Below are 24111 nucleotides of genomic sequence, written 5' to 3' on the forward strand. Positions count from 1 at the left end.
GTGCGACGGGCCCTTGTCCTTAGGGGCCCAGGGCCCCACCAGGACGATGCCCAAGGAGTGCTGGAGCGTGTCTGCTGATGAACTGACGGGACCGGTGCACCCGGTTCCGCAAGGTCCCGCCGAAGCGCGCAGGGAAGTGGAGTTCCTGCTGCACGAGCGATTCTGCCGGCCCGATTCCGATCGCGACGATCCCGCCCTGACGGATGCGTTGCTGGTGACCTCGGAATTGGTGACCAATGCTCTTCTGCACGGTGGCGGCGTCACGGACTTCGAGGCGGAGCTGACGAAAGAAGGTGTCCGTGTGAGCGTGAGCGATCACAGCGACGAGATGCCGGCCGTCCAGGAACGCACCGACTCTCGTGGCCGCTTCAGAATCGGAGGACACGGCTGGCGTGTGATCAGCCGGATCGCGCGGGACGTGGTCATCACGCGCCATGACGGCGGCGGTAAGCGGATCTCCGTACTGGTCCCGCTGGTCCCCATGATGTGATGTGAGCGCATACTGACCCGGTACCCACCCGACAGGGATGGAGGACCCCAGGTCGATTTCCTGGGGCATTGCCTCCATCTCTTCGGGATCGGGTGTGTGAGCGGGCGGATCGGGGGCACACGCCTCTTCGTCACACCGTCTTCAGGGGAGGGACCTGACATGCCGAGCGCCACATCGTCCACGCACCGCAGCCTGTCGGACTCGGCAGAGTCGACGGCCGGGGCCCCGCAGTGGGTGGGGGACCTGCCGTGGGTCGAGGATGCCGGCAAGGTCGCGCCGAGGGATGCGAAGAGCCTGTCCAAGGTGTTCTTCGACCGGCTGCAGACCCTCGAAGAGGGCACGCACGAATACCAGTACGCGCGCAACACCCTGATCGAGATGAACCTCTCGCTGGTGCGGTTCGCGGCCAACCGGTTCCGCAGCCGCGGCAACGGTGAGATGGACGACATCATCCAGGTCGGCACCATCGGTCTCATCAAGGCCATCGACCGCTTCGAACTGAGCCGTGAGGTCGAGTTCACCTCCTTCGCGGTGCCGTACATCGTCGGCGAGATCAAGCGCTTCTTCCGTGACACCAGCTGGGCGGTCCATGTCCCGCGCCGGCTCCAGGAGCTGCGCACCGAACTCGCCAAGGCCCGCGACGAACTGGCCGGCGTGCTCGACCGCGACCCGACGGTGAAGGAACTCGCCGAGCTGCTCGACCTGAGCGAGGACGAGATCATCGAGGGCCTGGTGGCCGCCAACGGCTACACCGCGGGCTCCCTCGACACCCCGAACGCCGACAGCGACGACGCGCCCACCGGCGCCGGAAGCGGCCGTGCGTATGCCGACGTGCTCGGTGACATCGATCCGGCGATGGAACTGACGGAGGATCTCCACACACTCGCGCCGCTGCTCGGACAGCTGGACGACCGTGAGCGCCGCATCCTGCAGATGCGCTTCGGCCAGGAGATGACGCAGGGCGAGATCGGCAAGGAGCTCGGCATCTCCCAGATGCACGTCTCCCGCCTGCTGACCCGCATCCTGGCGAAGCTCCGGGCGGGCATGCTCACCGAGCGCTGAGCCCGGACTCGGCACGAATTCCGAGCGGATGCCGCGCTCGCCGGACGACGGCGGGCGCGGCATCCGTGCGTGTGCATCCGCCGCCCCCGGTCGCGGCGAAGTGATGACGCGGTCCCGGCAGGCGCGCTCCTGGGCCCTGCCGGGCCCGTGTCCCCGCGCGTCCCGGCGCCGTGCGCGTCATGATCGGTCCTGGGTGACCTGCCACTCGCCGTCCCGCGACCGCATCCGTTCGCCGTCCTTTGCCGGAAGTGTCGGTGCAGCTCGGCGACAGCACGGTCGCGGATCATGCGACGGACGAGCGGACCACGGGCACAGGAGGCGCCGATGCCGACGGATGGGGACAACGGACGTACGGGGGCGCAGGACCGGCCGGAGTCCGGGTACCGACCGGTGACGCGTGACCAGCCGGAGACGGGGCGGGACACCTCGCCGCTGCGGTGCCTGGTCACCGGGGCCACCGGATACATCGGCGGCCGGCTGGTGCCCGAGCTGCTCGAAGCCGGACACTCCGTACGCTGTCTCGCCCGCTCTCCCGACAAGCTGCGCGACCATCCGTGGGCCGAGGACGCCGAGGTGGTCCGGGGCGATGTCACCGATCCCGCGTCCGTCAAGGCCGCGATGCAGGACATCGACGTGGCCTACTACCTGGTCCACGCCCTGGGCACCGGCTCGCACTTCGAGGACACCGACCGCGAGGCCGCCAGGATCTTCGCCGACGCGGCGCGGTCGGCAGGCGTACGGCGCATCGTCTACCTGGGCGGTCTCACACCCGCCGGAGTCCCCCGGCACGAGCTCTCCGCGCATCTGCGCTCCCGTGCCGAGGTCGGGCAGATCTTCCTCGACGCTGAGGTCCCCGCGGCCTTCCTGCGCGCGGCCGTGATCATCGGCTCCGGTTCGGCGTCCTTCGAGATGCTGCGCTATCTGACCGAGCGCCTGCCGGTCATGGTGACCCCCAGCTGGGTGCGGACCCGAATTCAGCCGATCGGCGTACGCGACGTTCTGCGGTATCTCGTCGGGGCGGCCCGTATGCCCGAGGACGTGAACCGCGCCTTCGACATCGGCGGTCCGGATGTCATCACCTACCTCGACATGATGCGCAGCTACGCCACCGTGGCCGGACTCCCGCGGCGGCTCATCGTGCCCGTCCCCGTCCTCACACCTCGGCTCTCCAGCCACTGGGTCGGGCTGGTGACGCCCGTACCCCACTCCATCGCCCGGCCCCTCACCGAGTCGCTGCGGCACGAAGTGGTGTGCGACGAACACGACATCGCGCGCTATGTGCCCGACGTGCCGGGCCGCCCGCTCACCTTCGAGCAGGCCCTCACCCTCGCCCTGCGACGGGTACGCGAGGCCCAGGTCACCACACGCTGGTCGTCGGCTTCGCTGCCCGGCGCGCCCAGCGACCCGCTGCCGACGGACCCCGACTGGGCGGGCGGCAGCCTCTACAAGGACTGCCGGGAACTGGTGGTGGACGCACCGCGCGCCTCGCTGTGGCGGGTGATCGAGGGCATCGGCGGCGACAACGGCTGGTACTCCTTCCCGCTCGCGTGGGCGGTACGGGGATGGCTCGACCGCTTCGTGGGCGGGGTCGGCCTGCGGCGCGGACGGCGGGACGCCGAACATCTGCGGGTCGGGGACTCGCTGGACTTCTGGCGGGTGGAGGCGATCGAGCCCGGTCGACTGCTGCGGCTGCGGGCCGAGATGCGGCTGCCGGGTCTGGCGTGGCTGGAGATGTATGCCGAGGACGACGACGGGGGACGCACCCGCTACCGGCAGCGCGCGCTCTTCCACCCCCGGGGCCTGCTCGGCCACGCCTACTGGTGGAGCGTGTCGCCCTTCCACACGATCGTCTTCGGCGGCATGGCCCGCAACATCGCGCAGGCGGCGGTGAAAGGCAGGCCCACCGAGGCCTCCCGGCGGCCGGTCTCCCGCTGAGCGGGGCACCCGGTCTCCCGGTGCAGGGTGCATCCGCCGGGCCGCCCGTGCCCGAATCATCCCCGTAGACCCCGTAGACCCCGTAGACCCCGTAGACACCCGTTGACATCGACATCCCCACCAGGAGAGACGCCCATGACGGTCTCCGTCGTCCTGTTCACGTCGGACCTGCGGCTGCACGACCATCCGCCCCTGCGCGCGGCCGTGAACTCCGCGGACGAGGTGGTCCCGCTGTTCGTGCTGGACCCGGGTATCCGGGCCGCCGGTTTCGACGCGCCCAACCGGCGGGCGTTCCTCGCGGACTGCCTGGCGGATCTCGATGCCGGGCTCGCAGAGCGCGGAGGCCGGCTCGTGCTGCGGTCCGGCCGTACGGCGGAGGAGGTGTGCAAGGTCGTCGCGGAAACGGGAGCGTCGACCGTCCACACCGCGGCCGGAGTCTCCGGGTACGCGGGCCGCCGCGAGGAGGAGCTGCGGCGCGAACTGGACGGGCAGGGCTGCCGTCTGGAGGTCCACGACGCCGTGATCACCGCCGTACCGCCGGGGGCTGTGGTGCCCGCGGGCTCCGACCACTTCGCCGTCTTCACCCCGTACTTCAGGCGCTGGGCGCAGGAACACCTTCGCACTCCCTACGGCGCACCCCGGCGCGTCACGGTCCCCGACAACGTCGGTTCCTACCGGCTTCCGCCGCGCGAGGACGTGGAGGGGGTGGCACCCGGACTGGCCGAGGGCGGCGAGACGGCGGGCCGCAGACAGTTCCTCACCTGGAAGCGGCGGGGACTGGCCGGCTATGCGGACCACCACGACGACCTGGCGGGCGACGACACGTCCAAGCTCTCCCCGTACCTCCACTTCGGCGCGCTGTCCCCGGTCGAACTCGTGCACCGCGCGCGGGACCACGGCGGCGCGGGGGCGGAGGCCTTCGTCCGTCAGCTGTGCTGGCGCGACTTCCACCACCAGGTGCTGGCCGCGCGTACGGCGGCCTCCCGGGACGACTACCGGCCCCACGGCGACGCATGGCGCACCGAGGAGGACGCGGCCGAGGAGATCGAGGCCTGGAAGCAGGGCCGCACGGGATACCCCGTGGTCGACGCCGCGATGCGCCAGTTGCGGCACGAGGGATGGATGCACAACCGCGGCCGGCTGCTGACCGCCTCCTTCCTGGCCAAGACGCTCTACGTCGACTGGCGCGTCGGCGCCCGCCACTTCCTGGAACAGCTGGTGGACGGCGATATCGCCAACAACCAGCTCAACTGGCAGTGGGTGGCCGGCACCGGCACCGACACCCGCCCCAACCGTGTGCTGAACCCGGTCGTCCAGGGCAAGCGCTTCGACCCCGACGGCGTGTATGTACGCCGCTGGGTGCCGGAACTGGCGGAGCTGCGCGGCTCCGCGGTGCACGAGCCGTGGCGGCTGGAGGGGCTGGACCGCGAGCAGTACGACTACCCGGAGCCGATCGTCGAACTGTCCGAGGGCCTGGCGCGCTTCAAGCACGCACGCGGCAAGGAGTAGAGGGGGCCGGCGCGCGACACGTCGGCCGCCGGCCCCGGCCGGCAGACGCCGTGGACCTCACAGCGCCGCACCGGACCGGGACGGGCCGTAGGTCTCCGTGATCCGCCGCCGCAGCCGGTGCAGCCCGCGCCGTACGTGGCTCTTGACCGTGCCGAGCGGGATGCCGGTGCGCTCGGCGATCTGCACCTGCGTCAGGTCCTCGTAGAAGGCCAGGCACAGCACCTCCCGCTGGGGGAGCGGCAGTTTCGCCAGTTCGTCCGCGAGGAGCACCCGGTCCAGACAGTCCTCGGGCGACACGCCGGACTTCGGCTCGGCGGCCTGCGCCGGCACATGGGCGGCGGCCGCGGCGAGTTCGATGCGCCGGGTCCGCGCGGCCAGGGCGTCCACCGTCTTGCGCCGGGTGATCCCGACGAGCCAGGCGCCGAGTGGGCCGCGCTCCGGCCGGAATCCCGACCGGCCCCGCCATGCCGCGAGGAAGACCTGCTGAGTGACGTCCTCGGCCTCGCGTGCGTCGCCGAGAGTGCGGGCGGCCAGTGTGTGCACCAGCGGTGCCCAGTGGCGGTAGATCGCGGCGAAGCTCTGTTCGTCGCCGCGCAGCAGTCCCTCGGCGAACTGCCCGGACTCGTGGGTCTCCTCGGCCGGTGGATGCAGCTGCCCGGCCGGGCCGGCCAGTGCTGACGTGGTCATGGTCTCGCTCCCTCCGCCGGATCCCGGCCGGTCGGTGCGTCGAACAGGTCCGACGCCGCTGTCCGCGGCTCGCCCCCTGGGACACCGGGCCGGTGTCCCGCGGGGGTGACTCAGTCTTGGACGGGCGAATCGACGCGGGCAACACGCGTCGTTTGTGCGTCGTATGCTCGAAGGCGTGGACACTTCCGCGGCTGACGGACCACGGCAGGCCGGCGGCCTCACCACCGGAGCGGTCGCGCGCCGGCTCGGGGTCGCGCCCACCACGCTGCGCTCGTGGGACCGGCGTTACGGCATCGGCCCCGCCGGGCGCGACGGCAGGAAACACCGCCGCTGGACCGATGAGGACATCGCGATGCTGGAGCGCATGTGCGCGCTGACCAGCACCGGCCTCCCGCCCGCCGAGGCCGCCCGCGTCGTCCTCGCCGCCGCGCCGTCAGGAGCCGTGGTGGCCGGCGCTGCCGGGGAGGCGGGGGAGACGGGTCCGCAGCCGCCGGTCCACAAGGAGCCGGGCCGCCGGCGCGGGGCCCGCACCGGTCTGCAGCTCGGCGACGTACGCCAGGAGTGCCGGGGCCTCGCACGCGCCGCGCTCCGTCTCGACGCCCGGGCCGTCGACACCCTGCTGGCCGCGGTGATCGCGGAGCACGGGCTGGTCACCGCCTGGGACGAGGTCATCGTGCCCACGCTGCGCGCCGTCGGTCGCAAGTGGGAGCGCTCCGGCGAGCAGTACGTCGAGGTCGAGCACCTGCTCTCGTGGCACGTCTCCAGCGCACTGCGGCGGAGTGTCGGCCCCGCGTCCGGGAAGGAGCCGGGCGCACCCGTGCTGCTGGCCTGCGTGCCGGGGGAGAACCACACCCTGCCGCTCGAAGCCCTCGCGGCGGCCCTCGCCGAACGCGGTCTGCCGGTGCGGATGTACGGGCCCGCCCTGCCGGTCGAGGCGCTCGACGGCGCCGTCCGCAGGACCGGGCCGGCGGCGGTGGTGCTCTGGGCGCAGTCGCGGACGACCGCGAGCGCGCCGCTGGCCCAGCACGTCGCCCGGATCACCTGGGGTGTCCGGGGCGCGCGCAGAAAGCCGGTGGTCCTGACCGCCGGACCGGGGTGGGCTGGCCCGCGCGTCGCGGGCACGGTGCGTCCACTGGGGCTGGGAGAGGCGCTCGCAGCCCTGGAATCGGCGCTGGGCGCCTGACGTCCCGCGACGCCCGGCGGGGCGCCGGGGAGACCGGGGTCCGTCGTTCGGATCAGGCTGGGTCAGTGAGTGGGTCCCCCCTACGCCCGCAGGGCTCGCGAGGCGGAGGAGGGAGCCGACGCGGTGGGGGTACTGCCCGTGCCCGCAGGGCTACGGGGGACGTCGGCGACTGACGACAACGCGGCGTGGGGGTACCGCCCGTGTCCGAAGGGCTACGGGGGAGTGCGTGCCAGGGCACGCGAGCCCCGGCAGGATCCGAACGACAGGCCCTACCCGCGCCCCCGCAGCCCGGCGTTCCGGTCGGCCAGGATTTCGCGGGCCGCCCTCGACCCGGAGGCCAGAGCGCCCTGCACCGAGCCGGTCGCGCGGTGGTCGCCGCACAGATAGCGCCCGGGACCGAAGCGCGTGGAGCGGCTCAGCGGCCACGGCGGCGGCATCGCCGGCAGGGCGTCCTCGACGGTGTACGTCGCCACCGGCTCCCAGGACCCGGTACCGGTGACGTAGACGTCCGCGAGGTCGGCGAGCAGCGCCCGTTCGCGTCCTGGCTCGTCACGGCCGAGCACCGAGGTGGAGATCAGCGACCGGCCCTCGGGCGCGTACGACCGGGAGACCTCGCTGAGCACACAGGTGTTGAGGAACCGGTGCCTGCTGTCGGTGACCAGGGTCGGCTCGGCCAGCGGCGGGGTGGAGGCGGCGTGGTAGTACGTCGTGACCGTCCGCGTCCCCGGTACCTCCAGCCCGGGCAGCAGACGCGACGCCGCCCGCGGACCGGTGGCCACGACGACGGCAGGTGCGGACCGCTCACTTCCGTCGTCGAGCAGGACCCCGCTGTCCGTGACGGCCGTGACCGGCGTCCCGAGACTCACCGTGCCGGGCGGCAGCCGGTCGGCGAGCTGCGCCGGCACGGCCCCGATGCCCGCGTCGGGCAGACACAGGCTGCCGCGCGTCATGCTGCGCCACACCAGATGGAAGAAGCGCGCGGACGTCTCCAGTTCGTCCTCCAGGAACACCCCGGAGAGGAAGGGCCTCAGCACGGTGTCGACCGTCTCGTCACCGACCCCGGCCTCCGCGAGGGCAGTCCACGTGGTTCGGTCCGGACCCCGCTTCAGCAGGGCCGCCGGCGCCAGCATGTCCCGTGCCGTCAGCACGCCGAGGGCCGCCATGTCCCGGGCCGGCGCGAGACGTCCCGGCCGGAGGTCGGCCACCGCCCGCGGCCGCCGGGTGGGGTCCACGACCCGCAGCATCTCGCCGCCCCGGTGCAGCAGGAAGCCGGGAGTGAAGGGGTGCAGCCGCAGGTCCCGCAGCGCCAGCCGCTTCTTGACCTGCGGATAGGAGGTGTTGAAGACCTGGAACCCGCGGTCGAGCAGAAAGCCGTCACGGCGGTCGGTGCGCATCCGGCCACCGACATCGTCCGAGGCCTCCAGGAGCTGGACGGACAGCCCGGCCATGCCGAGGTCGTGAGCACAGGCGAGGCCTGCCAGGCCCGCCCCGATCACCAGTACGTCGATCGGCCGCTGCATGCGCTCTCCCACTGTCCGTCGGTGCACCCGATGGCCGGGACCCCGTCAGGCCGAGCGCGCGGCGTCCAGGTCGGGGGCGATGGCGAAGATCGTGTCCGTGCCGGTCACCTGGAAGAGCCTGTGCACCGGAGGGCTGAGCGGGCCGGCCAGCACCAGATTCTGCTCGGAGTGGGTGCTCAGCAGCAGATTGAGCAGGCTGGAGTCGCCGAACGTCACACGCGAGAGGTCGAGCACGGTCCGTACGGCCGCATCCCCGGCCGATTCGGCGAGGACGTCCTGAAGCTGCTGGAGCGAGCCGAGGTCGAACGCCCCGGCGGCCGAGATGACTCGGACCGGATCGGCCGCGTCCGACAGCAGGGTCACTCTCGGCAGGTCCGCATCGGCGGCGGAGTGTGTGGACTGATGATCCATGGTGGTTCGTCCCTCGAAGGTCGGGAGCACCCCCGCGGCCGGCGTCGCAGGAGTGCGCGGCAGTGACAGAACAGGCCAGGCGCCCGGGCTGCGGACCGGAGGCGGTCTACAGGCCGAGGGTGGTGCGGACCTTGATCCGCTTTCCGACCGGGTCGCGCCTGACGTCGAAGCCCTCGCACAGGGCGAGGACGATCTCCAGTCCGTGCTGGCCGACCCTTCCCGGCTCGGCCGCGCGGGCGACCGGCAGGACGGTGCTGGTGTCCCACACGGTGATCTCCAGGAGATCTCCGGTCACTTCCAGGTCCATGAGGCAGGGACCGGGAGCGTACTTGCAGGCATTGGTCACCAGCTCGCTGACGACCAGCTGCGCCGTCCCGATCGCGTGTGCCGACACGGGAAGGCCGAACTCGGCCTGCACACGCGTCAGGAATTCCTTGGTGAACGACCGTGCGGCGGCGATGCTCTCCGGCGCACCGTCGTAACAGACGCTCGCCCACGGCGTGGTACCGGAGGACAGCACCGCGTCCCTGCCGGTCAGTTCGATCTGTTCCATGCTGCTCCTGCGCCCTGCGTGTTCCGCGCTCTGCGGCCCTGCTCGTCTACCCCGGTTCTCCGTCGTCACTCCCGTCTCCTGTGGAGGTGAAGCGGGCGGCGATGGCGAGGGTGTCGTCGCTGTGCAGCACGTCGACGAGTATGTCCGCGGCGATGGCGCCGGGGATGCGGCCGGTGGGCAGGGCACGGTGGCGCAGGGCGGAGGTCATCAGGGCCGCTTCGCCCTCGTAGGGGTCGCGCCGGCACTCGGTCAGCCCGTCGGTGTAGAGGATGACGAGGTCGTCCGGCTCCAGTTCGGTCGTGAGGACCCGCTCGCTGCCCGGCTGGGGGTAGCCGATGCCCCGGCCGCGCACCTCCAGGTACGACGCGGTCCCGTCGGCGCGTACCAGCAGGGCGGGCGGATGGCTGCCGTTGGCCAGTGCGAGTTCGCCGGACGCGGGGTCGAGGCGGGCCAGCAGAAGGGTCGCCATCACGTTCTGGTCGAACGACGCGAGGATCTCGTCCGTACGGGACACGATGCTGCCGAGTGAGTGCCCCTCCAGCGCCAGTGTGCGCACCGCATGGGTCACGGTCAGAGCGGTCCGGGTGCTGGTGACGCCGTGGCCGAGCGCGTCGACGATGGTGATGTGCACGGTGCCGTCCGGCAGGGTGAACCAGTCGTAGAGGTCCCCGCCGGTGGGGGCGTCGTCGCTGGCGGGGGCGTAGTGCACGGCCAGTTCGACGCCGTCCGCACGCAGCGGGCGCGGGCGGAGCGCGTCCTCCAGGGCGCGCAGGGTGTGCCCGTGGGCCGCACGCAGTTGTTCGTCCCGCTCCTCCAGCTGCACGTAGAGGGCGAGGACACCGCTGTTGGTCTCCGCCAGCTCCTCCTCCAGGCGGCGGTGCTCGACCGCGAGGGCGTCCGCGCGGGCGAGGGTGGCCTGCAGCTCCTCCTCGACCAGCGCCAGGTCCGCCTCGGCGCCGGCCACGGCGGTGGCGGAGTGCGTCCGGCCGTTGTGCGACCGCTCGCCCGGCGACGGCAGGACGATCCGGCCCGGCTGATGGCCCGGCTGCTCCCCGCCGGCGGGTTGCTGCCCCGTGGGAGGGGCCGCAAGGCGCCAGACCAGGGTGCCGTCGGAGGTGGCCCTCCCGGGCAGCGGCAGGGTCTCGGGGTCCGTGACGCTCGGGGCTTCCGGGTGGGTGAACCGCAGGGTGACGACCACCTGGTCGCCGCCACGGCCGGACTCCTGCGCGGCGGTGAGCGTGACCAGGCGCCCGCTGTTCAGGGGAGGGGCGGCGACCTGGCTGAGCGACATCACCAGCCGGGCCCGCTGCTCGGCGCTGAGGCGGTGGGTGACGGCGATCCTGCGGGCCGTACGGCGCAGTGCGTGCACCGTACGGAACGTGTCGCGGATCATGACTGCCCCTGGGGGAGATCGCCGAGGACGAGTGCCGTGGCATCGTCCCGGTGCCGGCGGTGGGAGTGCATCAGGGATGCCGCCAGCAGCGTGGGCGGCAGGCGCAGCTGTGCCGGCGGGACGTCACGCGTCCAGCGGTGGTCGATCCCGTCGGTGTGCACGAGCACCGCGGCAGCGCGTTCGAGCTGCACGGTGCGTGGTGTCGGCATGTTGTATCCCACTATCCCCGGCTGCCCGGTGAACTGCTGGGCAATGCCTTCGCGGGAGCACATCACCACCCGGATGTTGCCGATCCCACAGTGTTCGACGTATCCCGGATGCACCCGCACGACGGTGGCGGCGGCGCCCCGGCTGTGCCGCAGCGCCTTGTGCAGGGCCGTGAGGATTTCCGCCGGTGACAGGCCGGGTTCTGCCCGGAACGTCCGCACGGCGCGCCGGGTGGCCGTGGCCGCCTCGGGGCCGTGGCCGAGTCCGTCGAGCACCAGTCCGGTCCAGACGCCGTCGTGCCGGGCGACGGCGTAGCCGTCCCCGCTCACCTCCTCCCCGGTCGCAGGAAGGCACAACCCGCCCACGCCGGCGGGGTGTTGATGTCCGGGCGTGTCGGTGAGCCATGCGTGGGCGAGGGTGCCGTGCCCGGGTTCCGAGCGCAGCGTGAAGTCGGTCGCGGTACGCAGCACCGTGCCCAGGCCGGCACCCAGGGTGCGGGTCGTGGTGTAGCCGTCGGTGAAGCTCAGGGGGATGTCCGCGATACCGGGTCCCCGGTCCACCGCGACGACGTCCAGCCCGCCCCCGCGGGGGGACGGCTGGAGGTAGATCGCGCCGTCGCGGGCGTGCTTGTCGATGTTGGTGGCGAGTTCGCTGGCCAGGACGGCCGCGTGGTCCGGCAGCGCCCCGGGCAGGCCGCACTCCCGTGCGAGCGCGCGCGCCCGGTCCGCCGCGACCTGCACGGCACTGTGGTGGTCGACGGGGATCTGCACCGTCGGCCGGGGTACGGCAGGCGTCACGTCCGCGCGTTCCATCGCAGCGCCACGACGACCGTGCCCTGCCCGGGGGCGGTGTCCACCTCGAACTCGTCCATCAGGCGCCGCGCGCCGCCCAGGCCGTGTCCGAGGCCGGCGCCCGTCGTGTACCCGTCGGTGAGCGCCCGCTCGACATCCGCGATGCCCGGTCCCTGATCCGCCACGCACAGGCGCAGGCCGCGCTGCCCGGTGCGCTGGACGTGCTCTATCGCGAGGGTGCCGCCACCGCCGTGGACGTAGGCGTTACGGGCCAGTTCGCTGGCGGCGGTGACGATGCGTGTCTGGTCCACCAGTCCGAAACCGGCGCGCTGGGTGGCCGCTCGCACCGCGTGGCGGACGACGAGCAGGTCCTCCGCGGTCCGGATCTCGTACGTCGTGGACGTCTCGTCGCCGTCCTTCTCCGTACCGGTGGAACGCCCCGGCGATGCGGCCGGCCCCGCGTTGACCTCACCGTGTGGAAGCACCGGCAGTCCCCTTCTGGAGTTGGGGAACCCGCCGCCAGCCCAGGGCGGCGAGGCCCTGTTCGGCGTTGAGCGCGGTCTCGACGCCGTCGAGCTGAAGACCGAGCTCCACCAGGGTGATAGCCACGGCGGGCCGCATTCCGGCGACCACGACGCGTGCCCCGAGCAGGCCCGCGGTGGTGGTCAGTTCCATCAGGGTGCGCGCGACGAACGAGTCGATGATCTCCAGCCGGGAGATGTCGATCAGCACACCGGAGGCCCGGTCGGCGACGATCCGCTCGGTGAGTTCGTCGGTGAAGTCGATGGCCGCCTTGTCGTCGAGCTCGTTCAGCAGCCCGGTGATCAGGACGTCTCCCAGGCGCAGGACCGGCACGCCCGCGGTACCGCCGCCGCTCACCGGAGAGCCGCGGTACCGGTCGCCTGCCCGGACGCCTCGGTGAGAGGGATGGCGGCGGCCAGGGCGTCGGCGAGGGTGGCACGGGTGAGGATGGCGGACAGGTCGATGCCGAGCTGGGAGATGGTCTGGGCGATGGGCGGGCGGATGCCGCTGATGACACAGTCGGCGCCCATGAGCCGTACGGCGTTGACCGTCTGCATCAGGTGGTGGGCCACGGCGGTGTCCACCGTCGGCACCCCGGTGATGTCGATGATCGCGACCTGCGCCTCGTACTGCTGGATGGCCTCCAGCAGGTTCTCCATCACCACCTGGGTGCGGGCGGTGTCCAGCGTGCCGATCAGCGGGACCGCGAGCACCTTGTCCCACAGCCGCACGACCGGCGTGGACACCTCCAGCAGCTGGCGGCTCTGCCGCCGGATGATCTCCTCGCGCCCCTCCACGAACGTGGCGAAGGACACCGCGGCCGCGGCGTCCAGCAGGCGGTCGGTCAGCCGGGCGGCGGCGTACAGGGACGCGCTGTCGCGCGAGAGGTCCTGCACGGCTTCCAGCAGTGCTTCCTTCAGCGCCCGCACTGCCGACGCGATCACGGCGGGCGAGGCTCCGCGCCGGGCCCGCAGCAGGGACAGCTCGGTGATCGCCTGGTGCAGGCCCCGGTGGGCCTCGACCAGCTGCTCGACCGGCTGGTCGCTCTCCAGCCCGGCCCGCAGCGCGTCGACCAGGGTGTCGGCCTCCTCGCGGAGTTCGGCTTCGGTGATCCCGGTCCCGAGCGCTGCCTGCTCCAGCTGAAGCTGCACCCACCGGTCGGCCACCTTCTCGCCCTGCTCGCGCAGTACTGCGCAGATGTCGAGCCGGGCCTCAGGCTCACTGGCGTTCATTCGGTCCACCTCGTCATGGTTGTCGCGCGGAAAATGTTAGCGGAGGGGCTGTAGGGCCCGAAGATGGCCCCGACAGCCCCGCGCATGCCGCTCGCGATGCCGGGCAGGCGCAGTACGACAGCGAACCTCGACCCGAACGTGTGATGAGCGACAGTGAAGCGCTGATACCCCGGGAAGGCAGAGATGCAGCCAAAGTGGAAGTCGAGGCTCCGGCGGGCAGCGAGACGGCGGTAGCGGCGCTGATGGCCCTGGCCGAGCACGCCGGCCTCACCGCGCCCCATCCCCACCTGTGGCTGCGGGCTCTGGTCGCCGTGCAGGGCGGAGCCGACTGCCCCGCCGAGCTGCGGCGGGCACTGGGTACCACCGCGCCCTCCACCAGCCGGTTGTGCGCCCGGCTGGAGAGTGCCGGGCTGCTCGCGCGGCGCGCCGATCCGAAGGACCGGCGCAGGACGCTGGTCGAGCTCAGCCCGGCAGGCGCGGAAGAGGTGCGCAGCCATCACGCGCGCACGGCGGATCTGATCGGGGCGGCCCTGCCCGCGTCGGGGCCCGAGGTGGAGGCCTTCGGGGTCGCGTGCACCATCGCGCGCGCCCACCTGATCCGGGCGCTGTCGTCCCCCGGAAGCTGATGGCAGTGGCGCAGGACCAACGGTTGTCGTTTGACAACTGTCCACCAAAGGAAACAATCTGACCTCGTGCGGATCAGTGTCCGTGCCTCCGCGCCGTCCCTACGCTCCGGAACAAGGCAGGTGAACCGTGCAGGGATCCCGCTCCCGAACGTCCCGGTCAGGCGGACTCCGCCGCGGTGCCCGCCCGTCCGTCCTTCGAGGGCGCGCCCTCGAAGGCGAAGCGGAAGCCGCCGAGGCCGTCCACGAGCGCCGTACGCTCCGCGGGTGTCATGCTGGAGATGACCTCGAGCAGTGCGCCTTCGCGCCGGATCCGCAGATCCCGGAGGTAGCTCTCACCCCGGCCCGACAGGCGCAGCTCCAGCTCGCGGCGGCTGGCTGAGCTGGGAGATCGCTGGATGAAGCCCAGGGCTTCGAGTCGATCGCACATCCGGCTCACCGACGAGGGTGCCGACCCGAGGACCTCGCCGAGTGTGCGCAGGTTGATGGGCTGGTCGCGGTCGAGGATGTACAGCACGCGCAGTTGCGAGGACGAGACGGGGGCCGTGGACGTCGCGTCGCGGCCTTGGTGCCAGAGCACTTCGAGAAGTTCGATGACCTCACGGGCTGCGTGGACGGCGGCAGCCCGATCGTCGTTCGAAGAAGTCTCGGAATGCATGCCCCCAACTGTGACACTTCGCAACGGCCTTGTCAGTCGCTGAGACATAAGAGGCCATCCGGTCCTTTTGCTCATTCTTCCCGAACAGGTGGTAATCGAACGGTGGACAGATTCACGGCCGTGGAACGTGCGCTGCGCGGGGCTGCGCCTCATGCACTCCTCGAGGCAGTGCAGGGCGCGCTTGCCGCCCACTACGCGGCCGTCTCCGTCGATCTGCTCCTCGCCGACTACGCGATGACCATACTGCAGCCCGTCAACGTCCCCTCCGGCGCGGACCACTCGGTCCCCGCCCACGCCAACGGGCAGGGCCGCGCCTTCGGGGCCCAGCAGCCCCATGTGGAGAAGGACGAGCGGTCGCAGCAGTGCACCGTCCACCTGCCGGTCAGCGTCCGCGGCGACCGCCTCGGAGTCCTCACCGTCGAACTCCCCGCAGACCGGTTCACACCCGACGCCGAGCGGGAACTGACGGACATCGCGGAGATCCTGGGACACGAGATCATCGTGGCCGGGCGGGACACCGACCGTTTCCTCGAGGCGAGCCGCGCCACCAGGCTCACGCTCGCCGCCGAGATGCAGTGGCAGCTCCTGCCCGGCCGCTCCCGCATCCGCCCGGAGTACGAGATCGGCGCCCAGCTGGAGCCCGCGTACTCCACACACGGTGACAACTTCGACTGGTCGGGCGACGCGGACCAGTTCACCCTCACGCTCACCAACGGCATGGGCGAGGGCATCGAGGCCGCCCTGCTCACCAACCTCGCCATCAACGGACTGCGCAACGCCCGCCGTGCGGGACTCTCGCTCGTGGATCAGGCCTTCCTCGCCGACCAGGCGGTCTACGGGCACTACCACGGCATCGTCCATGTCGCGGCGCTCCTGCTGCGCTTCGACCTCGCCACCGGAGACGTGGAGATCGTCGACGCCGGATCCCCGAAGATGTGGCGCATGCGGCAGGGCCGGATCGAGCCCATCGAACTCGAACCCCAGCTGCCGCTCGGCATGTTCGAGGAGACGATCTACACCGCCCAGCGCTTCCAGGTGCAGCCCGGCGACCGCCTGCTGTTCGCCAGCGACGGCGTCTACGACGTCCTCTCGCCCGCCGGCGAACGCTACGGCGAGAAGGCCCTGGCCCGGGCCATCACCTCCACCCGTCTGCTGCCCCCCTCCCAGGTACCCGGCGCCGTTCTGAAGGAGCTCTCCGGGCACCGCGGGGAGGGCGAGGCGGACGACGACGCGATGGTGGTGTGCCTCGACTGGCACGGCCGCCCCTGACGAGCAGGCGGCCGTCCGCCGGGTCAGCGCATCAGTGAGGCCACATCGCCCATGACGATGACCGGGTTCCTGGCCGGGTCGAGCCGGAGCAGCAGATCCACCATGTGGGGCTGCTCCAGCGACACGCACGCGCGCGTGGGTCCGCCGTGATCCACATGCACCCAGATACCGCCGCCCTTTTCCTCGCCCTCGGGCCGGTTCCGGTCCAGCGGTGACGTACCGGGAATGCGGTTGTAATCAATGGCGACGACGTAGTTGAAAGAGCCTTCCAGCGATTCACCCAGAAAGCCGATACCGGATTCCGTGAATTGCTCGTCCTGGTCGTAGGGGAGTTTCGTACCGGGATTCGGGAGCCGTCCGCCGGCGTCACTCAGGGAGAAGACACCGACGGGCGAGCGCAGGTCGTCCACGACGTGGTCGTCCGTCCACCCGCGCAGTGCGTTGTGCGCCGGCCAGGGGCCCGCCACCGCGGCCCACGGCCGGCCCGTCTCGCGCTGGTACAGGACCGCCGAGGCGATGGAGGAATCCACGCCCGCCCCGGTGACGACCAGTGCCTGCCGTGTGCCGGCGGGGACGCGGGAGCTGGTGACGGGTCCCAGCCCCCGGATCACACCGGCGTCCGCCTTCTTCACCTGCGCCCCTGCCTGTCCGCGCGGCGACGCGGTGACGCGCGGGGCGTTCGCCGGGTCGGGAGCGCCGCCGGTGTCCGGCCCCGCCGAACACCCCGTGAGCAGAAGTCCGGCGCAGGAGAAGACGAGAAGAAATGCGCGAATGCGATTTCTGACCAGCACGTCCAGAGCCTTCCGGTCGGGCATTGACTGACCGTCAGTGTGACCCATGGTCGGCCGGAATCGTGGAATGCCGCGGGGCCGTGCCGTTCCTTTCCGCGGGCGACGGAGTCATGGGACGCGTGGCAGGGCGCAGGCGCGCGGCCCGAATCCGGCGGGCGCCCGGCCGTGTCGCCCGGACGCCGGTCAGATGGCGGAAAACCGCCCTCTCGGCGAGGCCGGCAACCCCCGAACGGCGGAGTGCCGGACCGCATTCTCACAGGTCGGAGCGGTGGACGTCAGAAAGCCGTCAAGGCAGCGCCGATGGCCGTAAGAGACCCGTCAACGACAGACATGTCCGCCGGGGGACGAGGTTTCCTCAAGAGGTCCGAACATTTTCCGCCTCTCTTTGAGGAGCTCACGATGGCCGACGTGGCCTTCGTCGTCATCACGATCGCGGTCTTCGCGCTGGTGGCGTTCATCGCCAAGGGGGTGGCGAAGCTGTGACTGCCGAGAACATCGTCGGCCTGATCGTGGCCGTCGCCCTGCTGGGCTACCTCGTCCTCGCCCTTGTGTACCCGGAGAGGTTCTGAGCCCCGTCATGAGTCCCATCCTCGCCGCCGTGCTCCAGGTGCTCGCGCTGATCGTCGCGCTGGCGCTGGCGTACCGCCCGCTCGGCGACTACATGGCCCGGGTCTACTCCTCGACCAAGCATCTGCGGGTCGAGAAGTGGATATACAAGGCCATCGGCGCCAATCCGTCCGCCGAGATGCGCTGGCCCGCCTATCTGCGCGGTGTGCTGGCCTTCTCCGCGGTCGGCGTCCTCTTCCTCTACCTGCTCCAGCGGCTCCAGGGCAGCCTGCCCGGCTCGCTCGGCTTCGCCTCGATCGACCCGGACCAGGCGTTCAACACCGCCGCGTCCTTCGTCGCGAACACCAACTGGCAGTCGTACTACGGCGAGCAGGCCATGGGCCACGTCGTCCAGACCGGCGGTCTGGCGGTGCAGAACTTCGTCTCCGCCGCCGTCGGCATCGCCGTCGCGGTCGCCCTCGTCCGGGGCTTCGCCCGCGCCCGCACCGGTGAGCTGGGCAACTTCTGGGCAGACCTGGTCCGCGGCACCGTCCGCATCCTGCTGCCCATCGCCGTGATCGGTGCGATCCTCCTGGTCGCGTGCGGCGCGATCCAGAACTTCGCCGGGATCCACGAGGTCGGCCAGTTCATGGGTGGCACGCAGGAGTGGAACGGCGGCGCGGTGGCCTCGCAGGAGGCCATCAAGGAGCTGGGCACGAACGGCGGCGGTTACTTCAACGCCAACTCGGCCCACCCCTTCGAGAACCCGAACGGCCTGTCCAATCTGCTGGAGATCTTCCTGATCCTGCTGATCCCGTTCGCGCTGACGCGCACCTTCGGCCAGATGGTCGGCTCGGTCAAGCAGGGCTACGCGATCCTGGCGACGATGGTGGCGATCTGGATCGGGTTCACCGCGCTGATGATGTGGACCGAGTTCCACCACGGCGGCCCGGCGTTCGACATCGCCGGCGGCGCGATGGAGGGCAAGGAGACCCGCTTCGGAGTCGGCGGCTCGTCGATCTTCGCGGTGGCCACGACGCTCACCTCGACCGGCGCGGTCAACTCCTTCCACTCCTCGTTCACGGGCTTCGGCGGCGGTATCACCATGCTGGGGATGCAGCTGGGCGAGATCGCCCCCGGTGGTACGGGTTCCGGTCTCTACGGCATCCTGATCATGGCGATCATCGCCGTGTTCATCGCGGGCCTGATGGTCGGCCGTACCCCCGAGTACCTCGGCAAGAAGATCGGCACCCGCGAGATCAAGCTCGCGGCCTGCTACATCCTCATCACCCCGGCGCTGGTGCTGTGCTTCACCGCCGCGGCGCTGGTCCTGCCGACCCCGGTGAACTCGCTGACCAACTCGGGTGCGCACGGCTTCTCCGAGATCCTCTACGCGTACACCTCGGCGGCCAACAACAACGGCTCGGCCTTCGCGGGTCTGAACGCGGACACGCAGTGGTTCAACACCACCCTCGGTCTCGCGATGCTCCTGGGCCGCTTCCTGCCGATCGTGTTCGTCCTCGCCCTGGCGGGCTCCCTCGCCGAGCAGAAGCCGGTGCCGGCGACCGCGGGCACCCTGCGGACCGACAAGCCCCTCTACGCGGGCCTGCTGGTCGGCACCATCCTGATCATCGCGGGTCTGACCTACTTCCCGGCACTGGCGCTGGGCCCCCTCGCCGAAGGACTGGCGTCATGACCCCCGCAACGAAGAAGCACGAGGAGCCCCGCTCCATGTCCACTGCCACACCGACCCGGGCGCCTCACAGCGATGCGCCCACCGGTCACAAGCCCGACGCGGCCCGCGTCGGCGGGGGTCTGTTCGACCCGAAGCAGCTGATCACGTCCCTGCCGGACGCCCTCAGGAAGCTCGACCCGCGGGTGATGATCAAGTCGCCCGTGATGTTCGTGGTCCTGGTCGGCTCCGTGCTGACGACGATCTTCGCGATCACGGACCCGACCAACTGGTTCGGCTGGGCGATCGCCGCCTGGCTCTGGCTGACCACGATCTTCGCCAACCTGGCGGAGGCCGTGGCCGAGGGCCGCGGCAAGGCGCAGGCCGACACCCTGCGCAAGGCCAAGACCGACACCGTCGCCCGCCGTCTGACCAAGGACGGCAGGGCGGAGGAGCAGGTGCCCGGCACCGAGCTGCGCATCGGCGACCTGGTCGTCTGCGAGGCCGGCGACATCATCCCCGGCGACGGTGACGTCGTCGAGGGCGTCGCATCGGTCGACGAGTCGGCCATCACCGGCGAGTCGGCCCCGGTCATCCGTGAGTCCGGCGGTGACCGCAGCGCGGTCACCGGTGGTACGAAGGTGCTGTCCGACCGGATCGTCATCAAGATCACGGCGAAGCCCGGTGAGACGTTCATCGACCGGATGATCGCGCTCGTCGAGGGCGCGGCCCGTCAGAAGACACCCAACGAGATCGCGCTGAACATCCTGCTCGCCTCGCTGACCATCGTCTTCCTGCTCGCGGTCGTCACCCTCCAGCCGTTCGCGAAGTACGCCGGCGCCGAACAGACCATGATCGTGCTGACCGCACTGCTGGTCTGTCTGATCCCGACCACGATCGGCGCACTGCTCTCGGCCATCGGTATCGCGGGCATGGACCGGCTGGTCCAGCGCAATGTGCTGGCCATGTCCGGCCGCGCTGTCGAGGCCGCGGGCGACGTCTCCACCCTCCTTCTCGACAAGACCGGCACCATCACCCTCGGCAACCGCCAGGCCGCCGAGTTCGTCCCGGTCAAGGGAGTCACGGAGGCCGACCTGGCGGACGCGGCCCAGCTCTCCTCGCTCGCCGACGAGACCCCCGAGGGCCGCTCCATCGTCGTCCTGGCGAAGGAGAAGTACGCGCTGCGCGAGCGCCACCAGGGCGAACTGGCGCACGCCGAGTGGATCGCCTTCACCGCCCAGACCCGGATGTCGGGTGTGGATGTCGACGGCCGCAAGGTCCGCAAGGGCGCGGCGGGTTCGGTCATCGCCTGGGTCGCCGAGCGCGGTGGCACCGTCTCCGACGACGCCGACACCCTCGCAGGCACGATCTCGCAGGCCGGCGGCACCCCGCTGCTGGTCGCCGTCGAGGACGACCGGGGCGCCCGGATCCTGGGTGTCATCCACCTCAAGGACGTCGTCAAGGAAGGCATGCGTGAGCGGTTCGACGAACTGCGGCGCATGGGCATCAAGACGGTCATGATCACGGGTGACAACCCGCTGACCGCCCGGGCGATCGCCGAGGAGGCGGGTGTCGACGACTTCCTCGCCGAGGCCACGCCCGAGGACAAGATGGCGCTCATCAAGCGGGAGCAGGCCGGCGGCAAGCTGGTCGCGATGACCGGCGACGGTACGAACGACGCCCCCGCGCTGGCCCAGGCGGATGTCGGAGTGGCCATGAACACCGGTACCTCGGCCGCCAAGGAGGCCGGGAACATGGTGGACCTGGACTCCAACCCGACGAAGCTGATCGAGATCGTCGAGATCGGCAAGCAGCTCCTCATCACCCGAGGCGCTCTGACGACCTTCTCGATCGCCAACGACGTCGCGAAGTACTTCGCGATCATCCCCGCGATGTTCGCGGTGGTCTACCCGGGCCTGGACAAGCTCAACATCATGGGCCTGTCCTCGCCGGAGTCGGCGATCCTGTCCGCGGTCATCTTCAACGCGCTGATCATCGTCGCGCTCGTGCCGCTCGCCCTCAAGGGCGTGCAGTACCGGCCGACCAGCGCCGACAAGATGCTCCGCCGCAACCTCGGGATCTACGGACTCGGCGGCCTCATCGCCCCGTTCATCGGCATCAAACTCATCGACCTGCTCATCTCCCTCATCCCTGGCATCGGGTGACGTCATGAACAACTCTGTCGGCAGCACGGCACGGCTGATCGGGGCAGGGCTGCGCGCCCTCCTCGTCCTGACCGTCGTCTGCGGCGTGATCTACCCGCTCGCCATCACCGGGGTCGCCCAGGCACTCTTCAACAACAAGGCCAACGGGTCCGAGGTGTCCTCGAACGGCAAGGTCGTCGGCTCCGAACTGATCGGGCAGACGTACAACCTTCCGCCGAAGAACCCCAACGACCCGGAGGAGGCCCCGGCCCCGGACCTGAAGTGGTTCCAGCCGCGCCCGTCCAACGGCCTGGGCAGCAACAGCGTCAACACCCAGTACTCGCTGATCCTCTCAGGAGCGACCAACCGCTCGGGCGACAACCCCGAGCTGATCCAGTGGGTCAAGGACGCCAAGGCCGCGGTGGTCAAGGACAACTCCACCGCCACCTACAAGGTCAAGCCCTCCGAGGTCCCGGCAGACGCCGTCACCTCCTCCGGCTCCGGCCTGGACCCGGCCATCTCCCCCCAGTACGCGGAGCTCCAGGTCCACCGGGTGGCCGAGAAGAACAACCTCGACGTCGGCAAGGTCGAAAAGCTGGTCAAGGACCACACCGACGGCCGGACCCTCGGCTTCATCGGCGAGCCGACGGTGAACGTCCTCGAACTCAACATCGCGCTCAAGGAGCTCACCGGCGGACGCTGACCGTCGCCGGACAACGTCTGCGGGCCCGCACCCTGACAGGAGGGTGCGGGCCGCAGAACCATGTGGACCGGGTCAGCCGCCGCAACCGCCGTTCACCGTCATGACGTCGATGCCATACAAGCTCTGACGTCGCCGAGAAGGGCCCGCACCACATGTCCGTCGACCAGGCGTCCTGGGACGCAGCGGTACGCCACCTGTACAGGGACGCTTACTCGTACGTCGCCACGGGTCCGCGCCGCAACGAGGACTCGACGCTCGACGTCCTCGCGGTGATGTCCCGCACTGCCCCCGACCCCCGGGGCTGGGCACACATCGACGACCCGGCGCAAACTCCGGAGGGCCAACGGTTCCCCACGTACCCGTTCATCATCCGGCCCACGGAGTACGTCACGCCGCGCCTCAAGGAGATCGACCGGGACAGTGCCGAGAACCTGCTCCTCGCCCTCACCGAGGGCGGCTGCACCCTGGCCAACCTCCAGCACTTCACCGAGTCCGAGAGCGAACTGCGCGCGACGGCGCGAACGATCGTCGAACGGTACGGGGACGCGGCCACCTGTCGCACCAACGTCAGCATGACCGGCAGCGCGCCCGGCACTCTCGACTTCACGCTGAACAGCCTGGAATACAGTCCGATGACCCACTACACGGAGGACTGCGGCCTCGTCGTCATGTCGGACACCGAGGTCGGCCTGTTCTGGACCTTCAACGACCTCTGACTCGGCCGCCGATCCCGTGCAGGCCCTTCACCGTCGGCTCGCTCAGGACATGCGGTCCCGGTTCACCGTCGAAGCCCGCCCTCTCGCGAGGAGCCCGTGGGCCGGATCCAGTTGGAGAGCGGGCTGCTGGCCGGCGCGGATCCGTCGAAGTCCGCGCGGCACGCGTGGTTTCATACCTCTGACCGGCACATAAGCACCGTCGGTGGGAGAGTTGGCGGGCTTCGGCCCCCGTATGGTCCGGATCTTACTGATCGCTTCAGAATGCCGTCCTGCGGAGACGTCGGCGGCCCCATGGAACAATCTCGCCGGCCACGGACGGGCTCAGGGGGATGGCGCGGTATGGAACGGGTGGGGGCTGCGCGAGACCTCGTGCTCGGCTACGTACGCGCTCTGAGCGCGATTGATGAGGCCGTGCGGGTCGCGATCCCCTCGCTTGAGCGCATGGCGGACGTCGTCGGCCTGGCCCGTTCGCGCCGGATCAGGCGGAGTGATCACATCGGCGCCTACTCCTACACGGTTCATGGGGCGGGCTGCCGCTTCGTCAGTGACAACGGCACTGAGGTCGAGGTGGACTTCGCAGTCGACGGGAGTGAAGTCTTCGACCTTTGGCGGCTGCGCTGTTACGGACTGAGCCTGCCGGACACGGTTGACGTCACGGATGACGAGTTGTGGTCCGCAGTGCGGTCGCTGCGACCGCCTTTGCACGAGGTGCGGCCGGGGTGGTTCCGGGTAGCCAACTGATCGCTTCAGGGTGAGGTTCGTAGGCGGTGGAGGGATATGAGCCTGCAGGTCAGTTCGAGCAGGCCCTGTGGAGATCGGGATCGGCGACGCGTCCTTCGTACCGGGTGCGGAGCCGTTTGAACTGGTGCAGCCAGGCAAAAGCGTGCTCGACCACCCAGCGCACCTTGACCAGTCCGCAGCCGTGGGCGACGCCGCGTCGGGCAATTATTGTGCCGCTCGGCGTACAGGCGTCGGGGCTCGCGACGGGGGCGTCATCGCAGCCCCCCGGATCGGCTGGACGGTGTCCAGCAGGGGCAGGAGCTGGGTGACGTCGTGTCGGTTGCCGCCGGTGAGGGTGACGGCGAGCGGCGTTCCGTGACGGTCGACGATCAGGTGGTGCTTGGAGCCGGGGCGGGCGCGGTCGACGGGTGAGGGGCCGACGTAACCCCCCTAATCCAGTGCGTAAGCAGACGGCCCGGGACCATGCAACGCCCCGGGCTAGCTGCTCGCATAGGACAGCGAATGCCTGGATCCCCCCTGGCCGTCAAGGCCTCCTCAAAGAGCGGTATCGCTGTCCGTTGCGGGGTCCGCGGTGATGACGCGGGCGCCGGGCTGATGCCTCCGTTTCCCCGGGCCCTTGAGGCTTCTGTCAAGAGCGGCGCAGCCCGGCGCCTCCGTGGTCACCGCGAAACTCGCGGGGCCAGGTCGGACGTTAATCGTCACGGCGCGAGCCCTCTCCAGGGTCGACCTCTTGTTCATCCGCGAGCCCGTGAG

Annotated in this window: 25 protein-coding genes and 1 pseudogene; 14 read left to right on the forward strand and 12 right to left on the reverse strand. The window is 70.6% G+C overall.

What is annotated here, in order from left to right; translation table 11 throughout:
• Nucleotides 1-46 precede the first annotated feature (46 nt).
• The 4 genes from OHA05_RS28765 (at nucleotide 47) to OHA05_RS28780 (ending at nucleotide 4996) form a co-directional block, all read left to right on the forward strand.
• Complete coding sequence (locus OHA05_RS28765; RefSeq protein WP_313943386.1) at nucleotides 47-490, forward strand: ATP-binding protein; 444 nt, start codon at nucleotides 47-49, stop codon at nucleotides 488-490.
• Nucleotides 491-649: 159 nt separating this feature from the next.
• Nucleotides 650-1552 (forward strand): RNA polymerase sigma factor SigF, encoded by a 903-nt coding sequence (locus tag OHA05_RS28770; RefSeq protein WP_313943385.1) that lies wholly within the window; start codon nucleotides 650-652, stop codon nucleotides 1550-1552.
• A 390-nt stretch (nucleotides 1553-1942) separates the two neighbouring features.
• Nucleotides 1943-3487, forward strand: coding sequence for an SDR family oxidoreductase (locus tag OHA05_RS28775; protein WP_413777826.1), 1545 nt, complete (start codon nucleotides 1943-1945; stop codon nucleotides 3485-3487).
• Between the two features lie 135 nt (nucleotides 3488-3622).
• Nucleotides 3623-4996 (forward strand): cryptochrome/photolyase family protein, encoded by a 1374-nt coding sequence (locus tag OHA05_RS28780; protein WP_328862106.1) that lies wholly within the window; start codon nucleotides 3623-3625, stop codon nucleotides 4994-4996.
• A 57-nt stretch (nucleotides 4997-5053) separates the two neighbouring features.
• On the opposite strand, the gene OHA05_RS28785 is transcribed toward OHA05_RS28780, so the two are convergent.
• The gene (locus OHA05_RS28785) at nucleotides 5054-5683 is read right to left on the reverse strand and encodes an RNA polymerase sigma factor (RefSeq protein WP_328862107.1); all 630 of its coding nucleotides are present in this window, start codon (nucleotides 5681-5683) and stop codon (nucleotides 5054-5056) included.
• Between the two features lie 163 nt (nucleotides 5684-5846).
• On the opposite strand from OHA05_RS28785, the gene OHA05_RS28790 reads away from it, so the two are divergent.
• Nucleotides 5847-6866 carry a MerR family transcriptional regulator gene (locus OHA05_RS28790; protein ID WP_443043797.1) on the forward strand — a complete coding sequence of 340 codons (1020 nt, stop codon included), beginning with the start codon at nucleotides 5847-5849 and terminating at the stop codon, nucleotides 6864-6866.
• A gap of 269 nt (nucleotides 6867-7135) precedes the next feature.
• Here the strand turns inward: OHA05_RS28790 and OHA05_RS28795 are convergent, their stop codons facing one another.
• From OHA05_RS28795 to OHA05_RS28830, 8 genes are all read right to left on the reverse strand, one after another.
• Nucleotides 7136-8386: an NAD(P)/FAD-dependent oxidoreductase gene (locus tag OHA05_RS28795; protein WP_328862109.1), complete on the reverse strand. Its 1251-nt coding sequence runs from the start codon at nucleotides 8384-8386 to the stop codon at nucleotides 7136-7138.
• Between the two features lie 45 nt (nucleotides 8387-8431).
• On the reverse strand, nucleotides 8432-8797 hold the full coding sequence (locus OHA05_RS28800; RefSeq protein ID WP_313943379.1) for an STAS domain-containing protein: 366 nt from the start codon (nucleotides 8795-8797) through the stop codon (nucleotides 8432-8434).
• 106 nt (nucleotides 8798-8903) lie between these two features.
• Entirely contained in the window at nucleotides 8904-9350 is a 447-nt protein-coding gene (locus tag OHA05_RS28805) for an ATP-binding protein (RefSeq protein ID WP_327678978.1), read from the reverse strand.
• Between the two features lie 46 nt (nucleotides 9351-9396).
• Entirely contained in the window at nucleotides 9397-10743 is a 1347-nt protein-coding gene (locus OHA05_RS28810) for a PP2C family protein-serine/threonine phosphatase (RefSeq protein ID WP_328862110.1), read from the reverse strand.
• Nucleotides 10740-11747 carry a SpoIIE family protein phosphatase gene (locus tag OHA05_RS28815; RefSeq protein ID WP_328862111.1) on the reverse strand — a complete coding sequence of 336 codons (1008 nt, stop codon included), beginning with the start codon at nucleotides 11745-11747 and terminating at the stop codon, nucleotides 10740-10742. The genes OHA05_RS28810 and OHA05_RS28815 overlap by 4 nt, the downstream gene beginning before the upstream one ends.
• Entirely contained in the window at nucleotides 11744-12232 is a 489-nt protein-coding gene (locus OHA05_RS28820) for an anti-sigma regulatory factor (RefSeq protein ID WP_443043851.1), read from the reverse strand. Before OHA05_RS28820 ends, OHA05_RS28815 begins: the two co-directional genes overlap by 4 nt.
• A complete protein-coding gene (locus OHA05_RS28825; protein ID WP_328862112.1) occupies nucleotides 12210-12620 on the reverse strand; it encodes an STAS domain-containing protein in 411 nt (136 codons plus the stop codon). Before OHA05_RS28825 ends, OHA05_RS28820 begins: the two co-directional genes overlap by 23 nt.
• A complete protein-coding gene (locus tag OHA05_RS28830; protein ID WP_328862113.1) occupies nucleotides 12617-13495 on the reverse strand; it encodes an STAS domain-containing protein in 879 nt (292 codons plus the stop codon). The genes OHA05_RS28825 and OHA05_RS28830 overlap by 4 nt, the downstream gene beginning before the upstream one ends.
• 194 nt (nucleotides 13496-13689) lie before the next feature.
• Here OHA05_RS28830 and OHA05_RS28835 point away from each other — a divergent pair, with 194 nt between their 5' ends.
• Nucleotides 13690-14121, forward strand: a complete 432-nt coding sequence (locus OHA05_RS28835) for a MarR family winged helix-turn-helix transcriptional regulator (protein WP_328862114.1) — start codon at nucleotides 13690-13692, stop codon at nucleotides 14119-14121.
• Nucleotides 14122-14278: 157 nt separating this feature from the next.
• On the opposite strand, the gene OHA05_RS28840 is transcribed toward OHA05_RS28835, so the two are convergent.
• Nucleotides 14279-14776 carry a MarR family transcriptional regulator gene (locus OHA05_RS28840; protein WP_313943372.1) on the reverse strand — a complete coding sequence of 166 codons (498 nt, stop codon included), beginning with the start codon at nucleotides 14774-14776 and terminating at the stop codon, nucleotides 14279-14281.
• Between the two features lie 102 nt (nucleotides 14777-14878).
• Between OHA05_RS28840 and OHA05_RS28845 the strand changes: the two genes are divergently transcribed.
• Nucleotides 14879-16045, forward strand: coding sequence for a PP2C family protein-serine/threonine phosphatase (locus OHA05_RS28845; protein WP_328862115.1), 1167 nt, complete (start codon nucleotides 14879-14881; stop codon nucleotides 16043-16045).
• 23 nt (nucleotides 16046-16068) lie between these two features.
• On the opposite strand, the gene OHA05_RS28850 is transcribed toward OHA05_RS28845, so the two are convergent.
• Entirely contained in the window at nucleotides 16069-16860 is a 792-nt protein-coding gene (locus OHA05_RS28850; protein WP_328862116.1) for a hypothetical protein, read from the reverse strand.
• A 306-nt stretch (nucleotides 16861-17166) separates the two neighbouring features.
• Here OHA05_RS28850 and OHA05_RS28855 point away from each other — a divergent pair, with 306 nt between their 5' ends.
• From OHA05_RS28855 to OHA05_RS28885, 7 genes are all read left to right on the forward strand, one after another.
• Nucleotides 17167-17319, forward strand: coding sequence for a hypothetical protein (locus OHA05_RS28855; protein ID WP_313943369.1), 153 nt, complete (start codon nucleotides 17167-17169; stop codon nucleotides 17317-17319).
• Entirely contained in the window at nucleotides 17316-17405 is a 90-nt protein-coding gene (gene kdpF, locus OHA05_RS28860; RefSeq protein ID WP_063801986.1) for a K(+)-transporting ATPase subunit F, read from the forward strand. The genes OHA05_RS28855 and kdpF overlap by 4 nt, the downstream gene beginning before the upstream one ends.
• Before the next feature lie 8 nt (nucleotides 17406-17413).
• Entirely contained in the window at nucleotides 17414-19078 is a 1665-nt protein-coding gene (gene kdpA, locus OHA05_RS28865) for a potassium-transporting ATPase subunit KdpA (RefSeq protein ID WP_328862117.1), read from the forward strand.
• On the forward strand, nucleotides 19075-21219 hold the full coding sequence (kdpB, locus tag OHA05_RS28870; protein WP_313943367.1) for a potassium-transporting ATPase subunit KdpB: 2145 nt from the start codon (nucleotides 19075-19077) through the stop codon (nucleotides 21217-21219). Before kdpA ends, kdpB begins: the two co-directional genes overlap by 4 nt.
• A gap of 4 nt (nucleotides 21220-21223) precedes the next feature.
• Nucleotides 21224-21901, forward strand: a complete 678-nt coding sequence (locus tag OHA05_RS28875) for a potassium-transporting ATPase subunit C (RefSeq protein WP_328862118.1) — start codon at nucleotides 21224-21226, stop codon at nucleotides 21899-21901.
• 152 nt (nucleotides 21902-22053) lie between these two features.
• Nucleotides 22054-22617: a hypothetical protein gene (locus tag OHA05_RS28880; protein ID WP_328862119.1), complete on the forward strand. Its 564-nt coding sequence runs from the start codon at nucleotides 22054-22056 to the stop codon at nucleotides 22615-22617.
• Between the two features lie 339 nt (nucleotides 22618-22956).
• Nucleotides 22957-23358 (forward strand): DUF6896 domain-containing protein, encoded by a 402-nt coding sequence (locus OHA05_RS28885; RefSeq protein WP_328862120.1) that lies wholly within the window; start codon nucleotides 22957-22959, stop codon nucleotides 23356-23358.
• A 5-nt stretch (nucleotides 23359-23363) separates the two neighbouring features.
• Here OHA05_RS28885 and OHA05_RS28890 read toward each other — a convergent pair.
• Nucleotides 23364-23787: pseudogene (locus OHA05_RS28890) on the reverse strand (transposase); the annotation flags it as partial.
• Nucleotides 23788-24111 lie beyond the last annotated feature (324 nt).

Source organism: Streptomyces sp. NBC_00306, assembly GCF_036169555.1.
In the GTDB taxonomy this organism is placed as follows: domain Bacteria; phylum Actinomycetota; class Actinomycetes; order Streptomycetales; family Streptomycetaceae; genus Streptomyces; species Streptomyces achmelvichensis.

Excerpts from the sequence above, each read along its gene's own strand:
- OHA05_RS28850 (WP_328862116.1), bottom strand. The coding sequence starts at position 16,860 with ATGCCCGACCGGAAGGCTCTGGACGTGCTGGTCAGAAATCGCATTCGC.
- OHA05_RS28785 (WP_328862107.1), bottom strand. The coding sequence starts at position 5,683 with ATGACCACGTCAGCACTGGCCGGCCCGGCCGGGCAGCTGCATCCACCG.
- OHA05_RS28840 (WP_313943372.1), bottom strand. The coding sequence starts at position 14,776 with ATGCATTCCGAGACTTCTTCGAACGACGATCGGGCTGCCGCCGTCCAC.
- OHA05_RS28810 (WP_328862110.1), bottom strand. The coding sequence starts at position 10,743 with ATGATCCGCGACACGTTCCGTACGGTGCACGCACTGCGCCGTACGGCC.
- OHA05_RS28780 (WP_328862106.1), top strand. The coding sequence starts at position 3,623 with ATGACGGTCTCCGTCGTCCTGTTCACGTCGGACCTGCGGCTGCACGAC.
- kdpA (WP_328862117.1), top strand. The coding sequence starts at position 17,414 with ATGAGTCCCATCCTCGCCGCCGTGCTCCAGGTGCTCGCGCTGATCGTC.
- OHA05_RS28765 (WP_313943386.1), top strand. The coding sequence starts at position 47 with ATGCCCAAGGAGTGCTGGAGCGTGTCTGCTGATGAACTGACGGGACCG.
- OHA05_RS28830 (WP_328862113.1), bottom strand. The coding sequence starts at position 13,495 with ATGAACGCCAGTGAGCCTGAGGCCCGGCTCGACATCTGCGCAGTACTG.
- OHA05_RS28795 (WP_328862109.1), bottom strand. The coding sequence starts at position 8,386 with ATGCAGCGGCCGATCGACGTACTGGTGATCGGGGCGGGCCTGGCAGGC.
- OHA05_RS28770 (WP_313943385.1), top strand. The coding sequence starts at position 650 with ATGCCGAGCGCCACATCGTCCACGCACCGCAGCCTGTCGGACTCGGCA.
- OHA05_RS28790 (WP_443043797.1), top strand. The coding sequence starts at position 5,847 with ATGCTCGAAGGCGTGGACACTTCCGCGGCTGACGGACCACGGCAGGCC.
- OHA05_RS28855 (WP_313943369.1), top strand. The coding sequence starts at position 17,167 with ATGTCCGCCGGGGGACGAGGTTTCCTCAAGAGGTCCGAACATTTTCCG.
- OHA05_RS28800 (WP_313943379.1), bottom strand. The coding sequence starts at position 8,797 with ATGGATCATCAGTCCACACACTCCGCCGCCGATGCGGACCTGCCGAGA.
- kdpB (WP_313943367.1), top strand. The coding sequence starts at position 19,075 with ATGACCCCCGCAACGAAGAAGCACGAGGAGCCCCGCTCCATGTCCACT.
- OHA05_RS28875 (WP_328862118.1), top strand. The coding sequence starts at position 21,224 with ATGAACAACTCTGTCGGCAGCACGGCACGGCTGATCGGGGCAGGGCTG.
- OHA05_RS28885 (WP_328862120.1), top strand. The coding sequence starts at position 22,957 with ATGGAACGGGTGGGGGCTGCGCGAGACCTCGTGCTCGGCTACGTACGC.
- OHA05_RS28880 (WP_328862119.1), top strand. The coding sequence starts at position 22,054 with ATGTCCGTCGACCAGGCGTCCTGGGACGCAGCGGTACGCCACCTGTAC.
- OHA05_RS28805 (WP_327678978.1), bottom strand. The coding sequence starts at position 9,350 with ATGGAACAGATCGAACTGACCGGCAGGGACGCGGTGCTGTCCTCCGGT.